General features: G+C 59.1%; 14 protein-coding genes. 4 read left to right on the top strand and 10 right to left on the bottom strand.

What is annotated here, in order from left to right:
* Positions 1–24: 24 nt before the first annotated feature.
* The gene (gene fucP, locus VM554_12405) at positions 25–1,353 is read right to left on the bottom strand and encodes an L-fucose:H+ symporter permease (GenBank protein HVJ09175.1); all 1,329 of its coding nucleotides are present in this window, start codon (positions 1,351–1,353) and stop codon (positions 25–27) included.
* Between the two features lie 278 nt (positions 1,354–1,631).
* Here fucP and VM554_12400 point away from each other — a divergent pair, with 278 nt between their 5' ends.
* Entirely contained in the window at positions 1,632–2,177 is a 546-nt protein-coding gene (locus VM554_12400; GenBank protein ID HVJ09174.1) for a DUF308 domain-containing protein, read from the top strand.
* A gap of 85 nt (positions 2,178–2,262) precedes the next feature.
* Here VM554_12400 and VM554_12395 read toward each other — a convergent pair whose 3' ends face one another.
* Both VM554_12395 and VM554_12390 read right to left on the bottom strand, forming a co-directional pair.
* Positions 2,263–4,068, bottom strand: a complete 1,806-nt coding sequence (locus tag VM554_12395) for a hypothetical protein (GenBank protein HVJ09173.1) — start codon at positions 4,066–4,068, stop codon at positions 2,263–2,265.
* A gap of 352 nt (positions 4,069–4,420) precedes the next feature.
* Complete coding sequence (locus VM554_12390; GenBank protein HVJ09172.1) at positions 4,421–7,348, bottom strand: PIG-L family deacetylase; 2,928 nt, start codon at positions 7,346–7,348, stop codon at positions 4,421–4,423.
* 81 nt (positions 7,349–7,429) lie between these two features.
* Between VM554_12390 and VM554_12385 the strand changes: the two genes are divergently transcribed.
* A complete protein-coding gene (locus tag VM554_12385; protein HVJ09171.1) occupies positions 7,430–8,899 on the top strand; it encodes an APC family permease in 1,470 nt (489 codons plus the stop codon).
* A gap of 53 nt (positions 8,900–8,952) precedes the next feature.
* Here the strand turns inward: VM554_12385 and VM554_12380 are convergent, their stop codons facing one another.
* Complete coding sequence (locus VM554_12380) at positions 8,953–9,744, bottom strand: hypothetical protein (protein ID HVJ09170.1); 792 nt, start codon at positions 9,742–9,744, stop codon at positions 8,953–8,955.
* 141 nt (positions 9,745–9,885) lie between these two features.
* On the opposite strand from VM554_12380, the gene msrP reads away from it, so the two are divergent.
* Both msrP and VM554_12370 read left to right on the top strand, forming a co-directional pair.
* Positions 9,886–10,857, top strand: a complete 972-nt coding sequence (gene msrP, locus VM554_12375; GenBank protein HVJ09169.1) for a protein-methionine-sulfoxide reductase catalytic subunit MsrP — start codon at positions 9,886–9,888, stop codon at positions 10,855–10,857.
* 36 nt (positions 10,858–10,893) lie between these two features.
* Positions 10,894–11,517, top strand: coding sequence for a protein-methionine-sulfoxide reductase heme-binding subunit MsrQ (locus VM554_12370; GenBank protein ID HVJ09168.1), 624 nt, complete (start codon positions 10,894–10,896; stop codon positions 11,515–11,517).
* Between the two features lie 20 nt (positions 11,518–11,537).
* On the opposite strand, the gene VM554_12365 is transcribed toward VM554_12370, so the two are convergent.
* The 6 genes from VM554_12365 to trmD all read right to left on the bottom strand — a co-directional run bounded on the left by VM554_12365 (position 11,538) and on the right by trmD (position 16,641).
* Positions 11,538–12,680: a carboxypeptidase-like regulatory domain-containing protein gene (locus VM554_12365; GenBank protein ID HVJ09167.1), complete on the bottom strand. Its 1,143-nt coding sequence runs from the start codon at positions 12,678–12,680 to the stop codon at positions 11,538–11,540.
* 27 nt (positions 12,681–12,707) lie between these two features.
* On the bottom strand, positions 12,708–13,454 hold the full coding sequence (locus VM554_12360) for a PIG-L family deacetylase (GenBank protein ID HVJ09166.1): 747 nt from the start codon (positions 13,452–13,454) through the stop codon (positions 12,708–12,710).
* A gap of 27 nt (positions 13,455–13,481) precedes the next feature.
* Positions 13,482–14,210, bottom strand: coding sequence for a ribonuclease HII (locus tag VM554_12355; GenBank protein ID HVJ09165.1), 729 nt, complete (start codon positions 14,208–14,210; stop codon positions 13,482–13,484).
* Between the two features lie 199 nt (positions 14,211–14,409).
* Positions 14,410–14,763: a 50S ribosomal protein L19 gene (gene rplS / locus VM554_12350; protein HVJ09164.1), complete on the bottom strand. Its 354-nt coding sequence runs from the start codon at positions 14,761–14,763 to the stop codon at positions 14,410–14,412.
* Positions 14,764–14,943: 180 nt separating this feature from the next.
* Positions 14,944–15,738, bottom strand: coding sequence for an NIPSNAP family protein (locus VM554_12345; protein ID HVJ09163.1), 795 nt, complete (start codon positions 15,736–15,738; stop codon positions 14,944–14,946).
* A gap of 81 nt (positions 15,739–15,819) precedes the next feature.
* Positions 15,820–16,641, bottom strand: a complete 822-nt coding sequence (trmD, locus tag VM554_12340) for a tRNA (guanosine(37)-N1)-methyltransferase TrmD (protein HVJ09162.1) — start codon at positions 16,639–16,641, stop codon at positions 15,820–15,822.
* Positions 16,642–16,701 lie beyond the last annotated feature (60 nt).

Genomic DNA, 16,701 nt, shown 5'->3' with positions numbered 1-16,701 from the left:
CCTCGCTGCGATAGATCAAACAACTCACGCCACTCTGCGCATCACCGGCACCCTCACCCGGGAACCGATGAAGGCAAAGTAGGCGATGAAGAGATAGCATCCCAGAGGGATCAGCATCGCTTCGGCCATGCTCTTTGTAGCCTCGAACAGCAGGCCCATCAAGGGCGTGAACACCGCACCGCCAATGATGGCCATGACGATCAGCGATCCACCTAGTTTGGTATTCGGCCCCAGTTCCTTTAGACCAAGAGCGAAGATCGTCGGGAACATCACGGACATGAAGAAACTGGTGAAGAAGATGGACCACAATCCGATCCGCCCTGGGAAGAGGACTCCAACTGCCACCAGCGCAACGTTGATAACGCTATAAATTCCCATCAGCCGGTTGGGCCTCACAAACCTCATCAGATAGGTCGCGCTGAACCTGCCCACTCCAAAAGCAACCAGAGTGCCTGTCAGAAAGAATCCGGCTGTCTTCTCCGAGGCATGGACATAATCCTGCGCATACTGAATGAAGTAGCTCCAGGTTCCAACCTGCGCACCCACATAGAAGAACTGCGCGAGCACCGCTTGGATGAAATGTGGATACCTGAAGAGATCGAGAAATCTTCCTTCCTCCAGGCTGATGACGGTTTGGCTTGGCCCTTCAGCGCTGGGGAATTTTGTTTTCGCGACGAGGAACGCTGCCAACAGGGCAATGCAGCCCAGCACGAGGTAGGGAGTGGTGACCCGAAGTGTCTCGTGGCGCAGATAGGCCGCATAGGTTCCTGAAGCCTTCATTGCGACGACCTGGGCCTTGGTCAACTCAATCCCGGAGAAGATGAAGGTTGTGCCGATCACCGCGCCGGTTACAGAGCCCAATGGATTGAACGCCTGGGAAAAGGTCAGCCGCCTCTCCGACGTCTCGGACTCGCCCAGTTGAGCAATGAAAGGATTCGCGCCTGTCTCCAGGAAGGACAGGCCCATGGCAATGACGAAGAGCGCGAATAGAAAGAAGGAGTAGCTTCCCACAGCCGCCGCTGGCCAAAACAGAAGTGTTCCCGCACTGTAGAGCAACAGTCCCGTTACCAGCCCTGTCTTGTAGCCATATCTGCGCATCAGCAGAGCGGCCGGCATGGAGAGAAGAAAATATCCAAGATAGAACGCGGACTGGACCAGTCCTGCCTTGAAGCGCGTAATCTCGAACGACTTCATAAACTGACGAATCAAAACATCGTTGAGATTATTCGGGATTCCCCACAGGAAAAAGAGAGAGGTCACCAGGACGAAGGGCCACAAGTATCTTCTTGCAAAGAGCGGATGCTCGGACTCTTCATCCTGGGAAGCGGACTTCCATGCTGTTGCAGACTTCATGCTTCCTTCACCTCACACGATGTCGCAATTCTTGAGCGCATTCTTCTTACGCCACCACCAGCCCGATTGTTATACCGATTTCGGAATCAGTAACACTTGTACATTACGGCGATTGCTCACGACAACCTGCAAGTGTTTGACATGGGAAGAGTGAGCAGCAGGTCCAAATCGCGGCCTCTGCCTCCGGAGGACAGAATCAAGTTCAAAGGTGAAATGTCTTGGAGTAAGATGTGCACGCACGACCGAGGTAATAATCCAGCACGCAGGAGGGTTCCATCATGGTCGAGTCGAACGTTCTTAACCTGGGATCAGGAAAGTCCATCGTCTGGGCAATTTTCCTCATCATATTTGGTTTCCTGGCCATTGCGCTGCCCTTCGCTACGTCGCTCGGCGTAGTCCTGATTCTTGGATGGTTGCTCATCTTCAGCGGTGGATTGCAGCTTCTCTATGCTTTCCATTCAAAGGGCGTTGGCAGCGTTCTGTGGAAGCTGCTGGTGTCTGCGCTCTATTTCGTTGTTGGCTTGAGCCTTCTGTTGCACCCGATGAGTGGCGTGGCTGGAATTACCCTGGTTCTGGCCGTCTTCTTTGTGGCGGAGGGCATCGTGGATCTCATCGCATATTTTCAGACTCGAAGCATCAGCGGGTCGGGCTGGATCCTGTTCGACGGAATCGTGACCCTCATCCTTGGCGTTCTGGTTTGGAAGCAGTGGCCATCCAGTTCTCTATGGGTAATTGGGACGTTGGTAGGCATCGATATGATGATTACCGGATGGACGCGCTTGATGATCAGCCTGGCAGCAAGACGTCTTCAGCGCGCACTATAGGCTTCGGTATCAGCGGCGGCGTCAAGCGGGCAGCAAAAAGGGCATCCATTGCGGATGCCCTTCTTGTTTGGATTGGTGCAACGTTTTACGGCAGGTAGTAGCGGAAGGATGTCCAGAACATGTCCGCGTTCGACTGTGGGTTTCCGCCAACACCAGCCCAGGTCTGGCGAATGGTGTGGGCATACTGCGCGCCCTGACGGAGACGGCCCTTGGGTCCCTTGTAGAAGTCGTACCAGTAGCCCACGGTGCCTTCCTGCACATCGCGGTTGTCGCCGGCACACTTGGAAAGGCCCGAAGGGGAGAAGCCACCCGAACCCGGAAGGGGCTCGATGTTGCAACCAGAGTTGTCGAAGAGCCGGGAACCGTAGCCAACCGGTTTGCCGGCAGCATTCAGATAAGCTCTGCGGCCAACGTAGTCTCCACCGTAGTTGAAGTAGACATCGAGACGCGGGGTTGCATGGACCTCAACCGTGCCGATTCCCGAGAAGGAGTGCAGCAACGCCAGACGGCCGAACGGGTCGATCGTGGTGTCGGCCAGAGTCGTGTCGCCGTAGCGGCCCGCACCCTGTCCCCACTGGCCCTTAGCGCCAATGTCAACTAGCTTCTTGATCGGAATGCGGAAGCTGCCGCCGACCGCGCCGCCAACGGTTGAATCGTTGTACGCGCCAGCCGACTGAGCCGCTGCGGTAGTTGCAGTGTAGTTGGGATAGACACGATTGCGGAAGAAGCGGCCGATTCCGTAAACCTCGTAGTGACCGAAGCCGGGCTCGAATGCAATCTTGGCAACGACGTCGGGAGCGAGGTTGAAGGAGTAGTTGGCAGTCGAGTTGTAGTTACCGCCGCCCGTGCCGCCCGAGCCAATCAGGAAGTTCGTCGGAAAGCCGCGGCCACCGACATTGAGCGTCTCAGGATTCTCTACCGAAGCGCCCATGAAGAAGCTGTTGCCGATCTTCTTGGTCACGCGGAAGCCATACTGACGAGCCCACACAAAGCCCGTTACGTAATTCGGATCGATGGTTTGTGGAGATGCCACATCGCCGGAGAGGGTCGAGAGACCCTTCTTTGCTTCGGTTGCCAGGGACCACATCTGTCCACCGGTAAGTGTCCAGCCGCTCTGCAGCTCAGCTTGCGCCCAGATGGTGCGCTGGCGCATGACGTAGCTGTTGCTCTGGTTGTTGTTGGAGGTGATGCCGGTTCCAAGGAAGTCAGCCTCATAGTAGCCACGCAAGGTAGCATTCGACAGCTTGCCTTCGGCCATGAGCGAAAGGCGGGACTGACGGGCAGTACCGTAGAACTCGCTCATATGCCCCTGGGCAGTGTGATCGAACGGCAGGCCACTGAAGGCAGTCGGGATGTCGCCGCCAGTTGCGGAGCTGCGCCACACTGTTTCAGCCGCCACAAACCCACCCGGCGTAAGGTTGATTCCCTTGTAGTGCAGGGCGGTCGGGTTTTCGATTGCGGCCTTCGTCTTGGTCTGGTCTTCCTGGATGGTGGTGACCAGAGAGGTTGTATTGGTCTTCAGGTCAGATACTGCACCCTCAAGATTCGACACAGCCTGGCTATTATCCGTCAGAGTCTTCTGCTGGCTGTCCGCAGCCTCCTGGGCCCGTGCTGCCGCCGCCTGAGCTGCTGACGCCGCCTGCTGGGCCTGGTTCAACTGCTGGTCGCGCTCCGACAGCTGCTGCTTCAGTCCCTGAATCTGATTCTGCATGTCGGTGCGAAGCTGCTCGATCTGCGTGGCGAGAGAAGGCTTAACGGGCTTCTTCGCCGCTCTCTTCTTCGCAGTTTTGGTGGTGGTGCGTGTTGTCCCGCTCGCTGTTGTCTGTGCTTGTCCGGCTACAAGAGCCGTTGCAAGCATAAGACTGGCCAGCGCCTTAAGGTGACTGTTCATTTGGCCTCTCTTAGGTATGTAGGTGCAAGATTTCGATCGTGCATCGAATGCGATTCGCATGCCAGAGCGCCAGGATCGGTGCTTGGCGTGCTTGGAGGAGCAACGGCGAACCCGTGGGGCGACTGTAATTTCGGCGCAGCCCACCGAGTGACTAAACCGCTTCCCTCTTGAATGCGCATGACTCAAAGGTCGCAGACAATGGTGAAAATTTGACCAATTTAAGATGAATAACCCTTGAATGGGCGCGGCTAAAGGCTACATATCGCCATTTCCAGTGCGGGAGGGAAGCGTATGGGGTATGGCGAAGGCCTGCTGCAGGCCTTCGCCAAGTGTGGAAATCTATTGTTGCGGGTTATTTTGATTCAGTCGGAGGATTGGCCGAAGCAGGCGCCGCGGTTTTTCCGGCGCTGATAAGATTTGCCAGCAGGCGATAGGCTCCAGGCACCCCCTCCGGTAGCTGGCGATACAGCGCAAACGCCACATAGATATAGACGCCCTTGCCATAATGCGCGGTGAGGAGACCGCCCTTTTGTGGATCCTGACCTTCGTCGTGCGTCTCCGTAGGCGCGACGAAATTTGGATCCCAGGACTCCATGAAGGAGTGACCGCGCTCTTCCACCCAGTTGTCAAAATCGGCAGAGGTAATGCGGTTCGGCGTGCTCAATACCGGGTTACCTGGGTCGGTCAGAGTGACCGGGGCTTTTTCGTCGACGACCTTCTCCGGCGAGCGTCCCAGTGTGTAGGGATATGGCCCGTATCCGTGGTCGTACTCGCCGCTGTTGTACTGCACCACCAGGCAGCCACCATTGCGCACGTAGTCGAGGAGACGCCGATTCCAGCGCGGCAGTTCGGGCTGGGCCGCATACGCGCGGATGCCGAGCACGATGGTGTCATAGCGGCTCAGATCCGCCGTAGCCAACTCCTGTGTATTGAGCAGGTGAGCCTCCACGCCGAGATTGGCAAGCGCCTGAGGCACTTGATCGCCCGTACCCATCAGGTACGCGACCTTCAGCCGGGGAGCAACTTTTACGTCGACTCCGCGGACTGCATAGATGGCAGGGCGATACAGGTTGTAGGGCAGCAGTCCTGTATAGCCGACTTTCTGGAAGCCTTCGCTATAGTCGTAATTGCCGCTGCGTGCTATCGCTTTGATGGTGTATAGCTGCGGCGCCAATCCCTTCGGATGAACCGTGAAGGTGACGGTCTGATCCTCGCCGGTGGTGAGGCGGAAGGGAGCCGTATCCGGTGTTGCCGTCCATTGCTCCGGAAGCTGGAGGCGCAGTGTTCCTAGGGCCGGCTCATCCGCTTCGCTATGCAGCGTGACGTGTACGGGAAAGTCTGCGCCCGGCAGGGGAACAATAGCGGACGGCGGGTCCAGCATCACGGAAACCTCAGGCGTAACCATAAGAGGCTCGTAGACGGCACCCGTACCATGTACGCGATGGACCGTCTGCACCACTTGTCCGAGCCGCACCGGGACGCCGTCGTAATCAAACTCCGCCCATCCCGTCAGGGGATATGGCGCGAACGATTCATTCAACCAACGATCGTCCAGCAGGTCGTAGTAGGGCTGCTCGGTATTCGGACGCGTAAAGTAAGGCCGGGTAGCAGCGGCATTCAGCGGCACGCTGACACGAAAGACCGTGTCACCAGCAGTCGTCGAGGGATCATCCAGCCCGGGTGCACCGACGCGCGTAATGTTCCACGTCTCCTTTTCGGGAGAGGTAAGCCACACCTTGACCAACCGCGCCTGGCCGATTCCCGTGCTGACGTGTACGCGGACGCGCAGATCCTGCCCCGGGGTAACTGCGCGGATCGTTTCCTCCGGAGCCAAAGGCAGCGCAGCCGCGGGATTGACGTTTTTCTGTGGAGTCACGAGGGCGCGGAGGTCGAGTCCGAGGGTCATCGCCAAGGCCGTGTTGAACTGCACCAGCTTGATGCCGAGTTCGTGGTTGATATTCGCCTTGTCGTCCGCAGAGAGCGCGCTGTCGCTTACCTGCTGCATCAGCTTCCGGGTACTCAAATATCCGGCGTGCAACTCCGGAGCGATCTTCTCTGGAGAAGAGGGGAGATAGCCAAGCATCGCATTGTTGACGTGCTGACGGATCTCCTTCAGTCCCGTTTCGACTGCGGTCCGATCGCCATGCGCCAGCATCGCGATGCCAACCAGCGAAGTGTCGATTCCGTCGAAGTACGAGCGCTCCTTAGGCAGCACCGGAACATAAGAGCCATAGAGATGGTAGGGAACCGTCACTGTGCCCGGCAGGGGAGTGGTGGCGCCGCCATTCTGAGATTTCTGCTCACCCCATCCCTGTCTGGAAATCTGCGCATAGGAGCGGCCCAACACCGGGTCATAAACGCCCTCGGCAATCTCGACGTTGGTTTCGGGAGCCTGATCGCTCCACTTCTGGTCGACATAATCGTAGAAGCGCGGTGCGGCCCACTTTCCCGTGGCGTAGTCATACATGCCCTTTGCGCTTATGGAGTAGGTGGGCACGCGCGCATATACCTTAAGGGGAGCCCAGGGGCGGAGCCCGGCCTGGATCTGGTCAGGAAAGACGTTGGGATCTCCCGCAGCGTGGAAGATCTCCTGGGCAACTTCGCCGGAGACCTGGTGCTGGCCGTGGCCGTCCGTAATGCCTCCGATGAAGACTGCCGTGACCACCAGTGGCCGCTGGATGCGTACGGCGCGAACCACATCGTAGAGAACGCGATCGCGTCCCCATCGAGCAGAGGCCTCATCCGCGGTCTTGGAGAAGCCGAAATCGGCGACGCGGGTCCACATCTGCTCCGTTCCATAGAACTGATCCGCGCGCAGCAGCTCCTGCGTCCGCAACAGGCCGAGCGCGTCATAGGATTCCCCGGACATGGCATTCTGCCCGCCTTCGCCGCGGGTCAGCGAGAGCAGGGAAGTACGCACGCCAGCGCCGCGAGACTCATAGGTCAGCATGCCGCCGTCCTCGTCATCCGGATGGGCGGTAATCATCATCAGGCTGGCCCAGGTGTCGAGCTTGCGCAGCGTCTGCCACAGGCCCGCGGCGCCGCGATCCTCCGGAACGCTCTCCTGCGAAGTTGCCGGGCGGATTGTGGTGGCGTAGGGAACGGCCTGTGCCGCGGCGAACGGTGCAGCACTGGACTGGGAGAGGATAAGACAGGCCGTGGTAGCGAGCACCAGGCCATACTTCGTGTTGTTCTTCCTTGCTTGTACTCCGGATTGAGCCCCAAAGAATCTGCTTCGAATTTCGGCAAATCCCCATCCATCGTTGGTTCGAAAGATCATTGACTCCGCTTCCCGCGTGGCCGCCTGAAATGTATTGCCAGTGTACAATCCAGTTTCACCCGTTCGCTGTTGCAATCCTCGATGTCCGACGTAAATTCATCCCAACCCGAGAGTGATTCTGCTGCCGCACCGCAGCTTTCGCGGCAGATTGGCCTGGGCAGCGCTGTCTCCCTGAACATGCTGAACATGATCGGCGTCGGCCCCTTCATCGCCATGCCGCTCATCATCATCGCCATGGGCGGCCCGCAAGCTATGCTGGGCTGGGTATTGGGCGCCCTGATTGCGATCTGCGATGGGCTGGTGTGGGCGGAGCTGGGCGCGTCCATGCCGAAGGCCGGCGGGTCCTACGCATTTCTTCGCGAGATTTATGGACCGCAGGGCCTCGGGCGCCTCTTCTCGTTTCTTTACGTCTGGCAGGTGGGATTCAGCGCCCCGCTCTCCATCGCTTCAGGCTGCATTGGACTGTCGCAATACGCTGCCTACCTCTGGCCTCCCCTGGCCGCGAAGGTCTTTCCCGCCATTCCTGCGCTGGGATTTCTGCACTATACGAGCCTCTCGGCGGCGGGCTCCTGCGTACTGGTCGTCGTGTTGCTCTACCGCAATGTCCGCTCCATCACGTATCTGGCGTGGGTGCTGTGGGCAGGTGTGGTGTTTACCATCTCCGCCGTAATTGTTGCCGGCTTCACACACTTTCATCCCGCGCTGGCGTTCACGCTACCACCGGGGGCATTCCGCATGGATCGCTCCTTCTTTGAAGGGCTGGGCGCCGCTACGCTGCTGGCTACATATTGCTACTGGGGCTATTACAACGTCAGCTTTCTGGGGGCGGAGATCAAGAATCCCGGACGCAATATTCCTCGTGCCATCCTGCTCTCGGTTGTGCTGGTGGCGGCCCTCTACCTGCTGATGAATCTCAGCGTGCTGGGCGTGGTGCCGTGGCAGGAGTTGCGCTCCGGCGCAGACATCAGTTCCAAGCTCGCTGTGGTTGCCGTGGTGATGCAGAGGACCTTCGGAACGTTTGCCGCCCATGCAATCGCCGGCCTGGTTATATGGACCGCGTTCGCCTCGGTCTTCTCCCTGGTGCTTGGCTACTCGCGAGTACCCTATGCCGCTGCGCTAGACGGCAATTACTTCCGCTTCTTCGCCAAATTGCACCCGGTGCATCACTTTCCCTACCGCTCGCTGATTGCGCTGGGCGGCGTTGCAACCATCTTTTGTTTCTTTGACCTGCCGCATGTAATCGCGGCTCTGGTGGCCATCCGCATCGTTCTCCAGTTCCTGTTGCAGCAGGTGGGCGTCATCCTTCTGCGCATTCGCGAGCCGGAGCGGCCGCGGCCATTTCGCATATGGCTCTATCCGCTGCCGCCCATTCTCGCCTTTGCCGGCTTCCTCTTTATCCTTCTATCGCGGCACGAGGCGATGCGGGAATTCTCCTACGCCGCTGCCGTTGCCATCTCGGGCACGGTGATCTTCCTGATCCGCTCCCGCATCCGCGGAGAATGGCCATTTGCATCTGCAACAGTAGCAAATTCGGAAAAGACCCTTAGCTGACTCGGATCGTAGTCGAGCCCGTTCCTAGTCAGACCGATCCCCTGGTCAGAGCCTCAAGCAAACCGAATCGACACCGATCCGAAATGCTCGAAATGCACCACTGCCTCCGAGTGCGCCTCGGCCATAGTTTTGCCCGTCCAACTGCCCGTCGTCACCCAGTCCCCGGCATTCAGGCCTCCGGTTCGATATTGCCCTTCATTCGCCAGCCACACCAGCAGGTGCACCAGGTCGCTTCCGGCGCCACATGAGCCTCGTGCCTCAACGCGCACCGCGCCGTCCACTGAGATTGTGACTCCCTCGGCTCCGAAGTCGATGTCGCGCCAGTGCGGCAAGGACTCGCCATAGACAAATCCACCGTTCATCTGCAGATCGCCAATCATCGACAGGCGGTCCACTTTGTCCGGATCGGTGAAGCCGGACTCCAGCACCTCAATCGCCGGATGGCAGCTTTCGATTGCGGCGAGAACCTCTTCTCGCGAATACGGCTGCGGGCGCACCGGCAAGTCACGGCCAAAGCGGAACGCAATCTCCGCCTCCAGTCCGCGCAGACGCCGATAGTCCTCGGCCAGCGTGTCACCCGAGCGGGCGAAGCCGCCCATCAGCGGCATAGGGCCAAAGAGCGGAGTCGCTTGCGGATTCGGCACTCCAATCTTCCAGCCGCCAATCGCCCCAAGCGCTTCCGCAATGGTGTCCTGCAGAGCGTAGGCCTCCTCCTGCGTGTGGGGGCGCAAGGCTTCCGGCAGCTCGTCTATGGGATTGCCGGTGCGCCTGGCTTTCAGCAGAAGTTCGGCTGCCTGCCGCATGCGGTCGCGGTCCTGCGGGTTCGCACTCTTGTCGTCTATCATTCCGTCTCTCTTTATGAATTCAAATTCATCTCACTCCGTTAAAGGAATGAGTCCTCGTGAAGGGTCGCTGAATCTGACTATAATCCCGGGCGGTAATCTTCGGCTCGCAGTTACGTCTAAGATCTTTGAGAGGTAGCGTCCATGCTCATCCGCAAACCCAACGACATTCCATCTTCCGACATTACGCCTCACTCCGCCTATCTCAACCGCCGCAATTTTATTGGGGCAGCGGTGGCAGCGGGTGCGATGGCGCTGGGGGCGGACCGTGTGAGGCGCCTGGTCGATTCGTCTTCCGTAGTACATGCAGGAACAAAACTGGCGACCGTGAGCAGCCCCCTCTCCACCACCGGAGAAAAGCTGACCACCCTGAAAGACATCACCACCTACAACAATTTTTATGAGTTTGGCACGGACAAGGGCGACCCGGCCCGCTATGCCGGAAAGCTGCAGACCCGTCCCTGGACCATCACCGTAGATGGCCTCGTTAAGAATAAGAAGACCTTCGATATCGATACGTTGCTGAAGCTGGTTCCTCTCGAAGAGCGTGTCTATCGGCTTCGCTGCGTGGAAGCGTGGAGCATGGTGATTCCCTGGGTGGGATACTCACTATCGGAGTTCATCAAGCGATGCGAGCCGCTCAGCACCGCGAAGTATGTTCAGTTCCTGACGCTCGACGACCCCAAACAAATGCCGTACCTCAAGATGGTCTCCCTGAACTGGCCATACTCGGAGGGACTGCGCATGGATGAAGCGATGCATCCCCTGACGTTGCTGACCTTCGGCCTGTATGGCGAAGTGCTGCCCAATCAGGATGGCGCTCCGGTTCGCGTAGTCGTGCCGTGGAAGTATGGATTCAAGTCTGCCAAGTCAATCGTCAAGGTGCGCTTTGTTGCCCAGCAGCCGCATACCGCGTGGAATGATATGACTCCGGGCGAATATGGCTTCTACTCCAACGTCAACCCGAATGTCGATCACCCGCGATGGACGCAGAAATATGAGCGGCGGATCGGGGAGCCTTTCTACAAGCAGCGCCGCCCCACTCTAATGTTCAACGGCTATGGCGATCAGGTCGCGCATCTCTATGCCGGCATGGATCTGAAGAAAAATTATTAATGCAGCGCAGGGTGCCTGCGCGATGGACGGCAACGCATGTCGAATCGCAAGATCGTAGTGCTCAAGGTGCTGGTTTGGATGGCTTGCCTCTACCCGTTGGCCAGCCTGGTGTATCGCGCCGTGTTCACCTCTTTAGGGCCGGACCCCACACGCACCATTACTTATTGCACCGGACTGGCGACCATCCGGCTGCTGGTGATTTCGCTCGCCATCACGCCTCTGCGACGGCTCTCCCCGCGTCTCTCCTGGTTGATACGCTTTCGCAGGCTGCTGGGTCTGTTCGCCTTCTTCTATGCATCGCTGCATCTGCTTACCTACGTCGGCCTCTACTCTTACTTCGACCTGAAGGCTATGGCAGCGGACATTCTGAAGCGGCGTTACGTGACTGCGGGCATCTCGGCGTGGCTCCTGCTGCTGCCGCTGGCGCTCACATCAACCAAATGGTCGATTCGCAAGCTCGGCAAAAACTGGCAGAAGCTTCATCGCCTGGTATACGCAGCAGCCATCCTCGGCGTGATTCATTACTGGTGGCTGGTGAAGGCAGGAGTGAGAACTCCACTCACCATTACCGTGATTTTGGCGATCGTGCTTCTCGCGCGGCCTCTTACCGCGCGGATCAAGCATCGCTCCCGCGCCGCTGCCGTCAGCGTAAGCACGTAGATTTTCGCTTCGGGGAAGAGCTAGGGATTCGCAGAGCCCTGCGCGTTCAGCGCTGGAAGGCTCAGGATCACGTGGTCCACATCGCTCCCGTTCAACTCAATGTTCTGCTCGTCCGGGCCGTAGGGAACGACGCTCTCGGTCGTGTCTCCCGCTGCACCATGTCCTGCCGCCGCATCGGAGGCGCCGCTGACGCGCACCGTGAACTTGCCATTGGGCACACCCACGAAGCGGAATCCTCCGTCCGGGCCGGAGATCGTGTTCAAGGCCTCGCTCGATTCGCCGTTTAACGTGAGCGAGACCGTCGCCCGCCCGATTCCGTGGCCATCCTTAGCAGCCTGGACTACACCGCTGACCTGCCGAAGGCTCAGTGCGGGAATCTGTATGTCGAGCCCGGAGCGTTCTTCGCCCGCCTTGATCTCCAGGCGCCTGGCCTCGCTCTTTCGCAAGGTGTTCCCATAGTAGATGGGCAGCGTTCCCGGCCCATTGGAGCCACGCGGCCGCGCTCTCAGGATGTATACGCCATCCGGCAGCCCTCCCAGGCGGAAGTCGCCACGATCGCCGCTGTTCGTAAAGGCAAGGTCCCGGCCTCCTGATTCTGAGATATCTCCGTCAGCGTTCGAGTCTTCCATACGCTGGGCGGAGACGGGAATTCCGGCGGCTGGTGTTCCATCGTCGTAGGTGAGGGTGCCGGCAAGCACCGCGCCACGGAAGGCGGTCACCTGTACCGTTGCTGACTGATCCGCTGCCACCGTAACCTTGGTGAGCATGGCCTTGACGGCCTCTGGCAACGCAGCGCCTTGCCGCAATCCACGCAGTCCAAGGCTTCGCAGAGGATCAATATACCCAGGCATCTGCGCGCTGACGAAGTAGTCTCCCGGCGGAACATTGCCGATCGAGAAGCTGCCGTCTGCGGTGGTCACTCCAGTGTTGCCACCGCCGAAGCCGCGCGCTCCATCGGCTGCGCGAATCAAGCGTACCTGCGCAAAGCGGGCCGGTTTCTGCGTGTCCGAGCAGAAGACGTGACCTGCCACGGAGCCGTTGCCCGGGGTGATCTCGCCTTGCTCCTGCGCGTTTGCTCCCACGCATGCCCACATCGCCAGAATCGAACAGCAGCAGGCCAGCAGGAGCGGGAGCGCCTTCCGCGCTGTTCCTTCTCGCGACAACCTGGTGCTCTTGCACACAAGCTTCCCCTAGTCTTCCTGCACTCCACCGAACAAGGAGGTGTCGCTGCAGCCGTCTATCCGGCTGGCCACCAGCAGATAACATTCCTGCCCGCCATGCTTGTCAAATTCGTCTCGCACGCGGTCCACCACGCCTCGTTGGGTGGAGTGCATAAGAAAAGCATCGAGCTTCTTCTGTTTGTATTGGTCAAGGTCCAGCCTCAACGAGCAGGGAGTGATTGCCGTCGTTCTCTCCGCCTCACGCGAAGCAAGAAAGGGAGCCTGCAACACATACAGCTTCTGCGGCGCATAGGCGGCGAATCCCTGAGCAATCTGCTCCGGGAAATAAGCGCTGCGGCCAGCCCAATGGAATGCCGCCGTCGTCATCAAGCTGACCATCGTGTGGTCACGGTGCAGATTCACGCCGCCTTCGCTGCCAAAGGTGAGGATTACCTGGGGACGGTAACGCCGGATGCGCTGCACCAGCTCCCCGGCAGCCTGGTAGAAGTCAGCGTGTGGCAACTGGCCATCCTGCAGGTCGAGCACTTCGCCATGTGCCACGCCCAGTTGATTGCAGGCTGCGGCAAACTCCTTCCGTCGCATCGCTGCCAGCTCCGCCGCATTCTTCGCCTCGCCGCGAAAGGTTGCCGCATTGCCATCCGTCATGCAGATGACGCTGGTTTCGACGCCCTGCTCGTGTGCCATCAGCAGAGAGCCGCCAAACGCGGCGCTCTCGTCGTCAGGATGCGCGGTGGTACACATCAGTCTCAATCCCAAGTTGTTCTCCTCAGAATTAGACGCGGCTCAGGATTCGGAAGGTTCACCCCATGCCTGCGAAGACTCCGCTACCGGGCGAAAGCTGCGGCGGTGGAGATCGCTTGGCCCATAGCGCAACAAGGCTGCCCGGTGGTCTGGCGTCCCATATCCCTTGTGTGAGGCCAGCCCATATTGCGGATATTTGCGGTCCAGCTCTCGGAGGACGTTGTCGCGGTAGACCTTCGCGACCACAGATGCCGCCGCGATGGAAACGCTCAGGCTGTCGCCATAGATGATGCTGGTCTGCGCACAAGCAAGGTCCAATCGCATGGCGTCGATCAGAAGATGATCCGGAGCAGGGGAAAGCCGCGAAACCGCGGCCGTCATGGCGATGCGTGTGGCCTGGTAGATGTTCACGCGATCGATCGTCGCGGAGTCTACCTCTTCGATCGCGATGCAAATGGCCTTGCGCTCGACGATCGACGCCATGCGCTCGCGCTCCTCCCGCGTCAACTGCTTGGAGTCGCGCAAGCCACGGATTCTGCATCCCTCCGGGAGTATGACTGCGGCTGCAACCACCGGGCCAAACAGGGCGCCACGGCCTACCTCGTCGACTCCGGCAATCACCGTCGCACCAGCAGCTCGTGCGGCCCGCTCATACTTGTTGCCACACACCAGCTTCCGCAGCATGCGCAGCTTCAGCGTTGCCGCCGAGACCTCAGGTTCCTCATCGAGGCACTCAAGCTCCAGATCGACCGCGTTGGGATTGGAAGGCATGATCCAAGGACAAGTCTAGTGCACATTGCCGCTGTGCAAAACAGCGAGCCTGACGAGTCAATACGAAGGATGCGGCCGCAGCAACACAATGCCGCAGCAATAGATGGGCCGCCATGGCGACAACGCAGCAACGCCCCGGTTGCGATGGCAGTTCCGGGGCGTCTGATCTGGAGCCTTGATGAATATGGCCGAGGACGAACTACGTGCGCTCGACTTCCTTCAGGCGGGCAGCCTTGCCACGCAGGCCACGGAGATAGAAGAGCTTGGCGCGGCGTACGCGAGCGGAGCGAACCTTCTCAACCTTGTCGATAACCTTGGAGTTATAAGGGAAGATGCGCTCAACACCCTGGCCAAAGCTCATCTTGCGAACCGTGAAGCTGCCTTCTGGGCCCTTCCTGGTTGCAATCACGACGCCTTCGAAAGCCTGTAGACGCTCTTTTTCGCCTTCTTTGATCTTGACTTGCACGCGGACGGTGTCGCCAGCGGCAAACGCGGGAATATCTGTGCGCTGGAGCTTGTCGGCCAGCCGCTGCATTATTGGATGAATAGACATAACTGATTCCTAGTCGTTAATTCAGAATCTTTAGTTTACACGGAATTCGCAGATTCGCGAAACTGTGTCAAAGGCCGGTCAGTTTCCAACCTCTCCCTGCCCGCCACTCAGTCTTGTCGTCCTAAGCGAAGGATCTGACCCCACTACCCAAACTCCCCGCGCCAGATCTGAGAACCATTACTAGATCTGCGAAAAAGACGTTGGGCTCAGGATCAAGTTCGAGATATTGCTCACGATGGATTCGAAGTTGTATCTGGGCGACCCGGACAACTTCTTCCACGCCGGATCGTTGCGGAAGGTATTCCACCGGGCATTCAGTTCCGTCTGATCCGCAAAGCTCAGCATGTAGGTTAGGTTGGGCAGTCGCGGCCCAATCAACGTATCGCCATAAAAGACCTGCGCAAAGCCGGCCTTCTGGAAGATCTCGAACTCGCCACTGTGGAACATCTCAATCTTGCGGACGTGGTCCTGGTTGCTGGGGCTCTCATAGATCCGTAGCTGGAAGATGCGCTTCTCGGGATGTTCGCCTTTTGTTGGAGCGACCAGCTTCGGCCAGCCTTCAAATGCAATCAGCAGAGAGCTCTCCACGCGCACGTAGGCAGGCGCGGTAGCGGGCGCATTCCAGAACGGCTCGGCAGCCTTAAGAAACTGCTCGTCGCGCCCCAGGCGCAGCTCCGCGGTAACCAGCGTTTCAAGCGCGGTGCAGGGAAGCAGCAGATACAGGGTTGGGGTCTCAGGCCCAATGTCGAGCCGGAAGGCTCCCACCGGTGCAATGCCGAGCCGGTTCAGCGCAGGGAGAAGAGCATCAGCCAGATAGCTCTCCGTGAGCCTGGTTTGCGGACCCGACTGCAGGTAATACTTGCGAAGTTCATAGAACTCGCGCGGCTTGCCGGAAGTACCCTGCGACCAGGAAGGATTTGTCATGGCAAGGGCCGATGCGGCAAGCGACGAACTGAGAAAGCGGCGGCGTTCCAATGGATTTCTCCAGTCATGGGAATGGAAGAAGGGAATGGAAGCAGAATCATATCGCAAACACCGCCAGATAGATCGAGCATCTTACGCCCTGTGGATTTTTGCCTTGAGGGAGGCGAGGAATCGTCGGTCTTCCGGCGTCAGCTCCGCGTGCTCCAGCAGATCCGGACGATTGCGCAGAGTCTTTTCCAGAGCCTGTTCTCTGCGCCATTTACGGATCTGTTCGTGATTTCCCCCATAGAGAACCTCGGGAACGGTCCGTCCGCGAAACTCTGCCGGGCGCGTGTAATGCGGATAATCGAGCAATCCCCCGGCGCCATGCGTGGAGCGTGGCGGCCCGCCTTCGTCGCATGGCGGCATCAGCCCATCGGCCCGTCCAAAGCTCTCAAACTCGCTCGATGCCTCGTTCCCCAGCACACCGGGCAGCAGGCGCATGGTCGAATCCATGATGACAGCCGCGCCCAGTTCTCCGCCGGACAGCACATAGTCGCCGATCGATAGCTCGCGGTCAGCCAGCGCCTCGCTCACGCGCTCGTCCACGCCTTCATAGCGCCCGCATAGCATCACCACGCGCTCCATCGCCGAGAACTCGCGTGCCGTGGCCTGGGTATACCGCTTGCCCTGGGCGGAGAGCAGGACCACCGTCTCCCGGCTGGTATCGCGTCCTTCCTTTGCGGCGATGCCGAGAGATTCAACCGCTTCGGCCAGAGGCTCGGGCTTTAAAACCATGCCTTCGCCTCCGCCAAAGGGCCGGTCGTCCACCGTGCGATGACGGTCGTGCGTAAAGTTCCGCAGATCATGGATGCCCACATCGATAAGCCCCGTCGAGATGGCGCGCTTCATCACGCCGTTCTCAAGGATGCCGGTGAAGAAGCCTGGAAAAATGGTGATGATGTCAAAGCGCATGCGAACTGTCTATCCCTGCCGCGATTCGGAGCCGCGGTCTTCCTCGGTTGTACTATCCCT

This window comes from Acidisarcina sp. (assembly GCA_035539175.1).
Taxonomy (GTDB): domain Bacteria; phylum Acidobacteriota; class Terriglobia; order Terriglobales; family Acidobacteriaceae; genus JANXZS01.
This window is presented reverse-complemented; position numbering and strand designations above follow the sequence as displayed.

Coding starts and splice junctions, on each gene's coding strand:
- VM554_12395 (HVJ09173.1), bottom strand. CDS start 4,068: ATGAACAGTCACCTTAAGGCGCTGGCCAGTCTTATGCTTGCAACGGCT.
- fucP (HVJ09175.1), bottom strand. CDS start 1,353: ATGAAGTCTGCAACAGCATGGAAGTCCGCTTCCCAGGATGAAGAGTCC.
- trmD (HVJ09162.1), bottom strand. CDS start 16,641: ATGCGCTTTGACATCATCACCATTTTTCCAGGCTTCTTCACCGGCATC.
- VM554_12400 (HVJ09174.1), top strand. CDS start 1,632: ATGGTCGAGTCGAACGTTCTTAACCTGGGATCAGGAAAGTCCATCGTC.
- VM554_12390 (HVJ09172.1), bottom strand. CDS start 7,348: ATGATCTTTCGAACCAACGATGGATGGGGATTTGCCGAAATTCGAAGC.
- VM554_12385 (HVJ09171.1), top strand. CDS start 7,430: ATGTCCGACGTAAATTCATCCCAACCCGAGAGTGATTCTGCTGCCGCA.
- VM554_12380 (HVJ09170.1), bottom strand. CDS start 9,744: ATGATAGACGACAAGAGTGCGAACCCGCAGGACCGCGACCGCATGCGG.
- rplS (HVJ09164.1), bottom strand. CDS start 14,763: ATGTCTATTCATCCAATAATGCAGCGGCTGGCCGACAAGCTCCAGCGC.
- VM554_12355 (HVJ09165.1), bottom strand. CDS start 14,210: ATGCCTTCCAATCCCAACGCGGTCGATCTGGAGCTTGAGTGCCTCGAT.
- VM554_12370 (HVJ09168.1), top strand. CDS start 10,894: ATGTCGAATCGCAAGATCGTAGTGCTCAAGGTGCTGGTTTGGATGGCT.
- msrP (HVJ09169.1), top strand. CDS start 9,886: ATGCTCATCCGCAAACCCAACGACATTCCATCTTCCGACATTACGCCT.